Origin of the sequence: Aestuariibacter sp. A3R04 (assembly GCF_018860805.1) — a bacterium.
Lineage (GTDB): Bacteria > Pseudomonadota > Gammaproteobacteria > Enterobacterales > Alteromonadaceae > Alteromonas.
Map to the genome: position 1 here is coordinate 1545648 of NZ_JAHKQR010000011.1, position 11454 is coordinate 1557101.

Consider the following 11454-nt stretch of genomic DNA (forward strand, 5'->3'; position numbering starts at 1 on the left):
TAGGATGTTTATCCCAGCAACGCTTCCAATTGCTGGCTAACCTTATCTACCGGCTGAGTGCCATCGAGTTTATGGTACTTACAATTGCCTGCTTTCGCTTCGGTTGAATAATAATCTACCAATGGCTTGGTTTGGTCGTGATATACGCCCAATCGTTTACGCACAGTTTCTTCTTTATCATCGTCACGAATGATGAGGTCTTCGCCAGTTTGGTCATCTTTGCCTTCCACCTTCGGTGGATTATACACCACGTGATAAACCCGTCCGGAAGCCGGATGCACGCGACGACCGCCCATACGTTCTACGATTACATCGTCAGGTACATCGAACTCAATGCAGTGATCAACGGTAATGCCCGCCTCTTTCATTGCATCAGCTTGGGGAATCGTACGAGGGAAACCATCCAGTAAGAAGCCTTGCTTACAGTCATCCTGAGCAATACGCTCTTTGACCAAGCCAATAATGATATCATCAGATACTAATTTACCTTCGTCCATCACACGCTTCGCCGCCAGGCCCATTTCCGTTCCTGCTTTAATTGCAGCACGCAGCATATCACCGGTGGAAATTTGAGGGATACCATATTTTCCCATCAGAAACTGTGCCTGAGTTCCTTTGCCGGCTCCAGGTGCGCCGAGAAGAATAATTCGCATTGTGCGCTCTCCGCTTTATTTTCTAAACTGTTCGGCACTTTACACACTAAACACCCTCGAAACAAGCCCGTAACAACAACGGTAAACCATTCTACGACCTATGTCGCATAGATTGTGAACAATGTGAGTAAGACCTACCACACAGACCGAAGCCATGGTTCAGTAAATACCGCTATAGCGGCGAGAGCAAAGGAATTAACCTCCTGTTGGCAAACAGGTTTATTGAGTAATAATGATATTGTTTATGGTAAATATAAAAACGGGCCATAAAGGCCCGTTTTTAAACTTAAACTCTATGATATATGACTTATTTTGCCATACTCATAAGTAGATCGTTCAGATTTCGAACAAAAGTTGATGGGTCTTTCAAGCTGCCTTGCTCAGACAGTGCCGCCTGGTCGAATAATACTCCTACCCATTGATTGAACAGGGTTTCGTCCTGCACGTCAGCCAGCTTCTTCACCAATTGATGCTCCGGATTCAGCTCGAAGTGATACTTAACCTCTGGGACGGTCTGACCTGCCGCTTGCATGAGTTTCATCATTTGCGTAGTCATCCCATTTTCATCAGCAGTAATCACCGCAGGGGACTCCGTTAACTTGTGGGTAAACTTCACGTCAATGACCTTTTCACCCAACGCAGCTTTAGCACGCTCAAGTATGCCTTCAACTTCTTTCTCGGCTTCTTCCTGTGCTTTCTTGGTTTCTTCGTCATCCATATCGCCGAGGTCTACATCACCCTTAGCAATAGATTGGAAAGATTTTTCTTTGTATTCGGTGAGGTGCGACATCAACCACTCGTCAATGCGCTCGCCCATCAGCAGAACTTCAATCCCTTTTTTGCGGAATATCTCCAGGTGCGGACTTGTTTTCGCTGCCTGCAGACTGTCAGCAGTTACAAAGTAAATCTTGTCCTGCCCCTCTTTCATTCGACTAATGTAGTCATCCAACGATACCGTTTGTACATCAGACTCGTCGTGGGTAGAAGAGAAGCGCAGCAATCCGGCGATTTTCTCCTTGTTACTGAAATCTTCAGCAGGACCTTCTTTCAGCACATTTCCAAATTCAGACCAGAACGACTGATACTTCTCATTGTCATTCTTAGCCATTTTTTCAAGCATTTGTAAAACGCGCTTAGTACACCCCTGACGCAGAGTTTGGGTGACTTTATTATCTTGCAGGATTTCACGGGACACATTTAACGGTAAGTCGTTTGAATCGAGTAAGCCCTTAACAAAACGCAAGTAAGTAGGCATGAACTGTTCGGCGTCATCCATAATGAAAACGCGCTGAACGTATAACTTCAGGCCGTGGCTTTGATCGCGGTTCCACATATCAAAAGGCGCTTTACTTGGGATATACAACAGGCTGGTATATTCACTCTTCCCTTCAACTTTATTGTGCGCCCAGATCAATGGGTCTGCAAAGTCGTGTGAGACATGCTTGTAGAATTCTTTGTACTCTTCGTCAGAGATATCTGACTTATCACGCGTCCATAGTGCAGTGGCCTTGTTTACCGCTTCCCACTGACCAGGGACTGCCGGGATCTTCTCACCATCCGGACCATCGCGCTCAGGCACTTCATCTTTCCACATTTGTACAGGAATACTAATATGGTCAGAATACTTGCCAATAATGGAACGCAAACGCCAATTGTCGAGGAATTCTTTTTCGTCATCCCGAACGTGCAGAATGATTTCCGTACCTCGGGAAGGTTTGTTCAGTTCAGCAACGGTGAATTCGCCTTCCCCGTCAGAAACCCATTCAACGCCTTGCGCAGCATCAACACCAGCGGCACGCGTTCGCACTGTGACTTTGTCAGCGATGATAAAGGCTGAGTAAAAACCTACACCGAATTGGCCTATCAACTGTGAGTCTTTGGCAGCATCACCAGACAATTTACTGAAGAAATCCTTGGTACCTGATTTGGCAATCGTTCCCAAATTAGTGATCACTTCTTCTCGGGTCATACCAATGCCATTGTCTGCAATGGTAATCGTACCCGCGTCGCTATCGACACTGATCTTTACATGTAGATCGCCATCACCTTCAAACAGGGCATCGTTTTCCAGGGCACGGAAACGCAGTTTGTCGGCAGCATCCGCTGCGTTTGAAACCAGTTCACGAAGGAAGATCTCCTTGTTTGAATACAGGGAGTGAATCATCAGATGCAGAAGTTGTTTTACTTCTGTCTGAAAACCGTGTTTTTCTTGTTGGGCTGCTTCAGCCATAAACCAGATTCTCCTAGAAAAATGAATCAATTTTCAAACTAGGAAGTAGGGTCAGCGAAAGTAAATTCAACCTTAAAAACAGGGTTTTTATCGGAAAAGTGTTAAACGTCTAAAATACAACCAGTAAAAAGGCAACTGAGAGCACATTATTGATTTAGATCTTGCGCCGTCCTGAGAATGCATGGGTAAGGGTGCTGCCATCGATATACTCTAGTTCGCCTCCGACGGGAACACCGTGTGCAATTCTGCTCGCCTCTATCTTCAACTCGGCACAAAGCTGGCCAATATAGTGCGCAGTGGCTTCTCCTTCCACCGTTGGGTTGGTCGCAAGAATGACCTCGCTGATTGAGTCTGATTTAAGTCGCGCTTCCAGTTCATTCAAACCAATATCAGCGGGCCCTATGCCATCGATGGGTGACAAGTGTCCCATCAACACAAAATACGTACCGCTAAACGTATTGGTTTGCTCAATGGCAAGTACGTCTTGCGGACTTTCCACAACGCAAAGTATCCCAACATTCTGCCGTTTTGGAGAGCGACAAATCTCACACACCTCATCCTCAGTGAAAGTTCGGCACATACTGCAGTGCTGAATATGCTCCATCGCATTGTGAAGTACGCTACTCAGTTTCAATGCACCTTTGCGGTTGCGTTCAAGCAAATGAAAAGCCATTCGCTGAGCACTCTTTGCTCCAACACCGGGCAACACGGTGAGCGCGTCGACAAGCTCACCTAACAGCGGACTGAATTTCATCGTTTAAAACGGCATTTTGAAGCCAGGAGGTAACGGCATGCCGCCTGTTACTTCACCCATTTTTTCTTTACTGGTTTCCTGTACGCGGCGAACCGCATCGTTGCAGGCAGCAGCGACCAAATCTTCAATCATGTCTTTGTCGTCATCCATCAACGACTCATCAATTTCAACACGACGAACATTGTGGTTGCAGGTCATGGTCACTTTTACCATACCCGCGCCTGCTTCACCGACAACTTCCATTTTGGCCAACTCTTCCTGAGTTTTTTGCATGCGCTCTTGCATTTGTTGCGCCTGCTTCATAATGTTTCCCATTCCACCTTTAAACATGGTCAATTCTCTCTTTTTCTTTACGTGAAGGCTAACGCGGAAGGATTGTATCTTCCAGCACTTGGGCTGAAAACACATCGCGTAGCTTGATAAATATTTCGTCTTCATTTACAACCTGGCGCGCATACTGTTGTCGCATGGCGTCTATGTCGGCTTGTAAAGACAGTGGTGTTTTGTGCGGTTCTCCCAGCACGATATCTATTTCCACATCGGCTTCTAGGGTTCGACAAATAGCCGCTTTTAATTGTGAAACCGCAGCATCATTAAGTAAATGGTCTTGTGTGCGGTCTAATTCAAGGGTCACCCTGTTTCCTTCCCTTAAAAAAGACGCGTTCAACACTATTTGCTTGGTTAATCCTGCCAATCCCAAGCGTGAGACGAGTTCACTCCAGGGGTCAATTTGGCGACCACGGGTTAGCTTTGTGCCGTCGTCCAGAAACGCTTTTAACTCCGCTTTTGAGGTCGCAACAGCAGAAACGGGTTGACTGACTTGTGCTTCACCTGTGTCAGGTACATAACTATCACCCGTTTGAATTTCATGCTCTGCAACTGGTAATGCGCTAAACTCGGGCACACTATCGATCTGTTCAGTCTGCATCTGCACACTAGAGACTGTTTGTGAAAATGCGTCAGATTGATGCGCTTGCTCGGGGTCGTTTATCCAGGGGGGAGGCTCACCTTTAAATTGTGCATCGCCATTAAAGGCATTCCCTGTATCGCCTAACGGGCCATGGACAGAATATTCATTTTCAACAACATCTGGCGCGCTATCCGTTGCTTTATCTGAATCTATCTGACGGCGTTGACTCAGTAATTTAACCCGCTCTACCGTGTCAGCATCAGGATTTACGGACTTTTTTTCCTGTGAGTCCTCAGCCTCCCGGCGGCCAGTTTTAAGTTGTTGACGCAAGGCCAGCATATCTTCTATCGATGTGTGCGCTTCCGGTTGCCCGTCATTTGGCGGCGTAAAAGACTCACCGCTACGTTGTTCAGGGAAGGCTTCTGCAGGCTGGTTATGAGGATCAGAAGCAGGCGCCCACTGTGGGTCTTGGTACTGAGAATCGCGCTGATAGTCATCGGCTGATTGAATATCTTCCTGCCATGGATGCTGCGCGTCCGAATCATCGGTATCGCCTATGCTGTTGCTCGCTTGCGACAATGGCTGACGGTGTTCCGCAGCCATTGCTTCAATGGCCGCCTGCTCTGCCGACAAAGCGTGATTGCCAGCAACTTCATCATCGAATTCGACAGAATCAGCGGCACCTGCAACATCACGGTGGCCCAGTTCAGCCTCTGAGACAGAATTTCTTGTTGTTTCTGAAAATGGTGCTTCATCAACCGGTAGCGACGCTCTATCAGGTGAAGACAAAATTAACTCGTCTGCTCTGTCGCTTTGCGGTGCCGGTGAAAATGACAGCATTCTTATCAACGTCATTTCAAGGGCTGTTCTGCCATCAACCGCGTAAGGAAGATCTTTTTTTCCCTGCAGGACAATTTGATAGAGCAATTGCACTTGCTCAGCTGGCATTGCTTTCGCTAGCTGATAGATGGCCTTGGCAGACGTAGTTTCCAGTTTGCAAACCTCGGGGACCCACTGAGTGAGCGCAACCTGATGTAACAAACCGGATAATTCGGCCAATACCTGACCATAATCTGGTGCCTGGTCTGCCATGTCATCGACAATGGCCATCATATCTTGAGGCGATTTCTTAACGATAGCGTATAGCAACTTAATAATTTGATGCCGATCCATCAACCCCAGCATATCTGTTACGACACTGGCCAAAACCTGATTATTGCCCTGAGCAATCGCTTGGTCGGTGAGGCTTAACGCATCGCGCATACTCCCTTGCGCTGCCCTGGCTAAAAGTGCAAGCGCAGCGGGCTCAAAAACCACGGATTCTTGTTCGAGTATGGTTGCAAGTTGGCCGGTAATTTGCTCTCGCGACAGTGCTTTTAGGTTGAACTGTAAGCAGCGGGAAAGAATAGTAACCGGTAATTTCTGAGGATCTGTTGTCGCCAAAAGAAACTTTACATGAGGAGGAGGTTCTTCCAGCGTTTTGAGTAGTGCATTAAAGCTGTGCTTTGAGAGCATGTGAACCTCATCGATGAGGTACACTTTAAAACGTCCCCTTGTGGGCTTGTACTGTACGTTGTCCAGTAACTCCCGGGTATCTTCTACCTTCGTTCTGGATGCTGCATCAATTTCGAGCAGATCGACATAGTTGCCGTGCTCAATCTCTCTACAGGTGTCACACAAACCACATGGATTGGCTCCCTGCCCTTTCTCACAGTTTAAACTTTTGGAAAAAATTCGCGCGATCGTGGTTTTACCGACGCCACGGGTACCGGTAAACAGATACGCATGGTGAAGACGATTATTATCAAGTGCATTAGAGATAGCGGTGACAACGTGCTCCTGACCCACCAGTTCGTTAAACCTGCCGGGCCGCCACTTCCTTGCCAGTACCTGATAACTCATTATATTGTCACTTTCCTATTCACCATCAAATTCGCAAATTGAGTAGCAAGCAATGTCCAACGCCGACAGCTTTTCATACCCACCTAGGTCGGGTAATCCAATAACAAAACCTGCATGATCAACAATCCCACCAAGAGAACGGAGCAAGCTTGCAGAAGCCGCAATAGTACCACCAGTCGCTAACAAATCATCAATCAGCAATACTCGGTCGCCTTCTTTAACAGCATCCTTATGGATCTCAAGGGTATCCATACCATACTCGAGTTCGTAACTTTCACTAACGACCTCACGAGGCAATTTATTTGGTTTTCTTACGGGAATGAAGCCGATGCCCAATTCGATGGCTAAAGGCGCTCCAAACAAGAAACCTCTGGCCTCCGTACCGGCTACTTTGTCAAAATTTAACCCCTTGTATTTATCAACCATAAGTGCAATACACGAAGAAAACGCTTTGTGGTCTTCAAGTACGCTGGTGACATCACGAAAAATGATGCCCGGTTTGGGATAGTCGGGAACGGATTTTACAACGGATTTTATATATTCAGCAGTCACTATTTTGCCTTAGATCACAGCCAAAAAGTGAACCAGCCAGCAATGATATGCAACAGGGGAAAAGCAATAAGCGTCACCACTATTGCTAGAAAATACCACCAATTAAATACCTCTTTAAACTCGCCGTTATCAGCCATAATCAATACCTGAAATTACTTAGTAAAAAATGGTCGTAAATGTTAATCGAAACTATGCACGAATGACAGTACTAATCAGCATTATAGTGAAGATTAAAAGAAGTGCTGTAAAGTTAGTGCTGAATTACTATACCTTGGTCAACGAGGGAGTCTAGGGTTTGCGGTAAAAACTGACGCACTTGCTGATGTTGTTCTATGGGTAAATACTCAGCGAGTCGCGCTTCAAGGCTAGCGACGGACAACGGGGAGTCTGCGTTCTCAATTTGCGATAACAGCAATGCAGTAAGTGGCTGAAGTTCCACAAAATTTACTTTATCATCTATATCACGATAAACAGCAAAAAAATGTGGCTGCGCCGATGGACTCTGTGGCTGAAAACTGACCGACAATCTATGCACGGGAAAGCGATATTCCACAACACTGGCCAGTGAAGAAAGAGAATAAGTCTGTAATAAAGGCCGCGTATTGTAAACTACCGGTTTATTATCCCGAATACTCACATCCAGCTCAATCCATTCATAGTGCGCCAATTCTACTAAGAATGGAGGATAGTCCACCAATACGTCAGGCTGCCCGCTGAGATAGGTGACAAATTCCTTGCTTATTTGAGAAAAATAAGGACTTTCACATTGATGTTCTATGAAAAAACGTCGAACCAGTACAAGCCATTTTTCAGTATTTAACAGTTGATGGATAACTGGAAAGCCATTTATCAAAAAATTGTTTAAATTATTGAAAAACAGAGATTGATAAATAGCCAAACGCTTGACGGCGTCGTCCTCCAAACCGGTAAATGATTGTCGTGGATCTCTCACTGCTGACACTAATTCGTTTTGTCGTTCCAACAATCCTTTCATGCGCTTGTCCTTTGGGAATCAGTCACAACTTTGCTTTGAATATCTTTAATTCTTTGTACTTCACTAAGCAGTATTTCGATGGGCGGAATATTAAAATCTCGCTCCAACAAGGTTGGAAAAACCCCATGCCTTTCGTAAGCCTTTTCCAGCAGCGCCCACACAGGTTCAATGACATCACTACCGTGAGTATCAACCTTAAGTGTATCAGTCTCATCGAAATGCCCCGCAACATGCCCATATACGATTCGATGTGAAGGTAGTGCGTTTAGAAATGTTTCTGCATCGTAATTGTGATTAATGCTGTTAACATACAAATTGTTGACATCGAGCAAGAGGTCACAATCCGCTTCTTCAAGCACGCCAAGCGTGAACTCGAGTTCAGTTAGCGCATTATCTGTTGTGAGGTAGTAAGAGACATTTTCTACTACTAAGCGACGCTCAAGAATATCCTGAACCCGTTTTATTCGGCTTGCCACATGATTAATGGCCTCTTCTGTAAAAGGGACAGGCAGTAGGTCATACATATGACCTTGACCAGAACAAAAACTAAGGTGTTCACTATACATAGCGATACCGTGGGTATCTAAAAAGCGGCCAACATCACGTACAAACTTTTCATCCAACGCGTCGCTGCTGCCGATAGAAAGCGATAAACCGTGAGTAGTGAAAGTTGCCTGGCGGGTGCACATTTCGAGTTGTTTTTTAAACCGCCCACCCATTGGGATCCAATTTTCCGGTGCGACTTCCCAAAAATCGACCTCTGTGGGCAAATCGGGTAGCAAGGAAGGTAACATCTCTCTTCGTAATCCCAACCCCGCTCCTTTTAACATCACTATTACCTCATTCCTCAGTTTGAATGCAGGTGAATAATATCACCTGCTTGTGGTCCTCTTGAAACCATTTTGTAATTTGTCAAAGTTTAGTGACTACCACCACACTTACCTTCGCCGCACTTTCCTTCAGCGTCAGATTTGGTTTTGGCTTTATCACCACCACATTTTCCTTCACCACACTTACCTTCGGCATCCATTTTGGCTTTATCACCACCACATTTTCCTTCACCGCACTTTCCTTCGGCATCCGCTTTGGCTTTATCGCCTCCACATTTTCCTTCACCACACTTTCCTTCGGCATCCGCTTTGGCTTTATCGCCACCACATTTTCCTTCACCACACTTTCCTTCGGCTGCAATTTGCATGTATCCGGATTCGAGTGTATTCATACCGAATGGGTTGGCGCTCGCTGCACCACAAAACACAGTAGAACTCATAACTACAGCACCGATAGTACTTACAATTGCCTGTTTCTTCATATTTTGCATTTTAATTTCCTTCAAGTGGGAATTGACTAATGTGTTCAGCAACACTGTGTCTATAAAGACCCGACGAAGAATTTTTTTATTTCAAAATAATAATAAATTAATGCTATTTATTTCTTCATTCCGCGCGATATCCCACTCTAAACCCTCCCCAGTGACGTCCGTTGACAAAAATAGGCGCGGATAAATCATGCATCACTTCTCCCGTATCTCGCTTATAGGTTTGTAGTAGGAAAGATTCGGTGCTCTTGCCGCAACGCGCACCAGTAGGATCATCAAATATTCGTTTAGTCCGACTATTCGCCAAATCGGTCTCATAATCGCCTGTGATTGGGTGACTAAACTTTTTATTGTGCGTAGGGAAATATCCGTTTACGTCCACTGCTCCAGCATAAATTATGAACTGATTTGCCTCGAGAACAGGTTCCTGTAAAGCAGGAAGTAAGCTGTCGGTAAACTTATCAAAACTAGTCGTATACTTTTGTGGTTTGGTATTCGGAACTGGTTTGTAATTGAAGTTAAACAAATCGGCTTCGCTTATCCGATTATCTGCGATGGCCGCTTCAAACAAATGACCTACTTCTTTAGCTTTACGCAAGACAATATTTTGTACAAGTTTATTGCGGTCGTTTATATTAAAGTTATGCAGTTGCCTAAAAATATCTTCTGTTTGGAAACTCAATGCCAACACCTGAGAAGAGACGTCCTTTAAATCACTCTCAAGATGCTTAGTATGCTCATGTAACTGAGTTGCATTGACGCCAATCCCACGATTTGTATCGCCGTGAAGCTCAACAGTAGATTTTACTTCACTCATAGAACGTGCCGCTTGTGAAGAAACAATACTGGTTTCTTCAATTAAACCTGCAACTTCATCAATTAGCTGTGACATACTGTCACTTTCATTCGCAACTTGTGATATGGCATTAACGGAAGATTGACTATATTTGATAATTTCATTTAATACGTCGTCGATGCCTTGAGTGGCGTTAGTCGTTTTCTGAGCTAAATCCCGAACTTCATCCGCAACTACGGCAAAGCCTCGTCCTTGCTCTCCAGCGCGAGCTGCCTCTATGGCTGCATTCAGAGCCAACATATTGGTTTGATCGGCAAGTTGGCTAATCGTAGTTGTAATTCCTGTAATAGAGTCGGCCTTCGTTCTTAAAGTTTTTAACATATCGGTTGAAGCAACGATCTCCTGATTCAATTGTTTTTGTTGCAATCGAATTTGCTCAAGAGCCCGATTGCTCATCTGTGTTTTATCATCAGCAGTTTGAATTTTATCCTGCGCAGAAACAGAAAAGTCGACTAGCTGTTGATTTCCATGCTCCAAACGCTTAATACTTTCGGCAATCTCATGCACATTTTCAACCTGCTGTTTAAATACGTCAGCAAGCTTATCAAGAAAATGAGATACGGTAGCCCCACCAATTGCGATGCTACTGGCGGAGTGGCTTATTGATGCTGCAGCATCATCGTAAATGTCATTGTAATTAGCATCCTGTGGACTTATCTCAGTGGAAGAATTTCGTCTAAAGAAATAGAGACAGAGAAACGTAACCAGCACTGTCATAAGGGAAGTTAGCCAAGCTTCCATATGAAATAACCTAGCGATATGAATCACTGCCACAATACAAATACCAATAAATACATATACCATTGCACCAAACTACCCTTGCTAGCCTTTCACTCAATATAGCCGACTAATACAATTATTTAACATTTTATATAGAAATACCCTTTATGTGTAAATTTACTAAACGTTATACAACATAAGGGAAAAGACGCATTTCCCTCGTACCATGCCATATTCTGTATTGTTCAACGCTTAAAGAAAAAAATCTCTGCTGCATGATGCTCGATGAGCGCAGCGAACGAGGGGGGCCAGTGGCACGCCGAGAGTGAAGAACCGGCAGCAAGGAGGCTGCCGTGGACATTGCTCCGGGGATGGGATGTTACCTGTCTGTCTTGTAAACCCAGCAGGTAAATCCCTATCGATAGGTTGGGTTTCTCTATGATTGTGGCCGCAGCTTTGCTGCGTTTGTAAAAAAAAAGCCCACTCATTTGAGTGGGCTTTTTCCTGTAATTGGGAGCCTGGCGATTCACTTCGTGACGAGAACTACTCTCACATGGGGGTGAAG

Annotated in this window: 12 protein-coding genes; all 12 read right to left on the bottom strand. The window is 45.0% G+C overall.

Annotated features, from left to right (window positions below):
- Positions 1–8 precede the first annotated feature (8 nt).
- A complete protein-coding gene (gene adk / locus KO518_RS16315; protein ID WP_216026843.1) occupies positions 9–653 on the bottom strand; it encodes an adenylate kinase in 645 nt (214 codons plus the stop codon).
- 307 nt (positions 654–960) lie between these two features.
- A complete protein-coding gene (gene htpG / locus KO518_RS16320; protein ID WP_216026844.1) occupies positions 961–2883 on the bottom strand; it encodes a molecular chaperone HtpG in 1923 nt (640 codons plus the stop codon).
- Between the two features lie 154 nt (positions 2884–3037).
- Positions 3038–3637 carry a recombination mediator RecR gene (gene recR, locus KO518_RS16325; RefSeq protein ID WP_216026845.1) on the bottom strand — a complete coding sequence of 200 codons (600 nt, stop codon included), beginning with the start codon at positions 3635–3637 and terminating at the stop codon, positions 3038–3040.
- Positions 3638–3640: 3 nt separating this feature from the next.
- On the bottom strand, positions 3641–3967 hold the full coding sequence (locus KO518_RS16330) for a YbaB/EbfC family nucleoid-associated protein (RefSeq protein WP_216026846.1): 327 nt from the start codon (positions 3965–3967) through the stop codon (positions 3641–3643).
- Between the two features lie 31 nt (positions 3968–3998).
- Complete coding sequence (dnaX, locus tag KO518_RS16335; RefSeq protein WP_216026847.1) at positions 3999–6449, bottom strand: DNA polymerase III subunit gamma/tau; 2451 nt, start codon at positions 6447–6449, stop codon at positions 3999–4001.
- 15 nt (positions 6450–6464) lie between these two features.
- Positions 6465–7001 carry an adenine phosphoribosyltransferase gene (gene apt, locus KO518_RS16340; RefSeq protein WP_216026848.1) on the bottom strand — a complete coding sequence of 179 codons (537 nt, stop codon included), beginning with the start codon at positions 6999–7001 and terminating at the stop codon, positions 6465–6467.
- 14 nt (positions 7002–7015) lie between these two features.
- Complete coding sequence (locus tag KO518_RS20105; RefSeq protein WP_256444445.1) at positions 7016–7138, bottom strand: hypothetical protein; 123 nt, start codon at positions 7136–7138, stop codon at positions 7016–7018.
- Positions 7139–7251: 113 nt separating this feature from the next.
- Complete coding sequence (locus tag KO518_RS16345; RefSeq protein ID WP_216026849.1) at positions 7252–7995, bottom strand: DUF2063 domain-containing protein; 744 nt, start codon at positions 7993–7995, stop codon at positions 7252–7254.
- Positions 7992–8825: a DUF692 domain-containing protein gene (locus tag KO518_RS16350; protein ID WP_216026850.1), complete on the bottom strand. Its 834-nt coding sequence runs from the start codon at positions 8823–8825 to the stop codon at positions 7992–7994. Before KO518_RS16350 ends, KO518_RS16345 begins: the two co-directional genes overlap by 4 nt.
- Positions 8826–8914: 89 nt before the next feature.
- Positions 8915–9316 carry a hypothetical protein gene (locus tag KO518_RS16355; protein WP_216026851.1) on the bottom strand — a complete coding sequence of 134 codons (402 nt, stop codon included), beginning with the start codon at positions 9314–9316 and terminating at the stop codon, positions 8915–8917.
- A gap of 115 nt (positions 9317–9431) precedes the next feature.
- Entirely contained in the window at positions 9432–10910 is a 1479-nt protein-coding gene (locus KO518_RS16360; RefSeq protein WP_216026852.1) for a methyl-accepting chemotaxis protein, read from the bottom strand.
- Positions 10911–11134: 224 nt separating this feature from the next.
- The coding region (locus tag KO518_RS16365; protein WP_216026853.1) for a hypothetical protein at positions 11135–11454 on the bottom strand (320 nt) is incomplete at its 5' end.

Coding starts and splice junctions, on each gene's coding strand:
- adk (WP_216026843.1), bottom strand. CDS start 653: ATGCGAATTATTCTTCTCGGCGCACCTGGAGCCGGCAAAGGAACTCAG.
- htpG (WP_216026844.1), bottom strand. CDS start 2,883: ATGGCTGAAGCAGCCCAACAAGAAAAACACGGTTTTCAGACAGAAGTA.
- recR (WP_216026845.1), bottom strand. CDS start 3,637: ATGAAATTCAGTCCGCTGTTAGGTGAGCTTGTCGACGCGCTCACCGTG.
- KO518_RS16330 (WP_216026846.1), bottom strand. CDS start 3,967: ATGTTTAAAGGTGGAATGGGAAACATTATGAAGCAGGCGCAACAAATG.
- dnaX (WP_216026847.1), bottom strand. CDS start 6,449: ATGAGTTATCAGGTACTGGCAAGGAAGTGGCGGCCCGGCAGGTTTAAC.
- KO518_RS20105 (WP_256444445.1), bottom strand. CDS start 7,138: ATGGCTGATAACGGCGAGTTTAAAGAGGTATTTAATTGGTGGTATTTT.
- KO518_RS16345 (WP_216026849.1), bottom strand. CDS start 7,995: ATGAAAGGATTGTTGGAACGACAAAACGAATTAGTGTCAGCAGTGAGA.
- KO518_RS16350 (WP_216026850.1), bottom strand. CDS start 8,825: ATGTTAAAAGGAGCGGGGTTGGGATTACGAAGAGAGATGTTACCTTCC.
- KO518_RS16355 (WP_216026851.1), bottom strand. CDS start 9,316: ATGCAAAATATGAAGAAACAGGCAATTGTAAGTACTATCGGTGCTGTA.
- KO518_RS16360 (WP_216026852.1), bottom strand. CDS start 10,910: ATGGAAGCTTGGCTAACTTCCCTTATGACAGTGCTGGTTACGTTTCTC.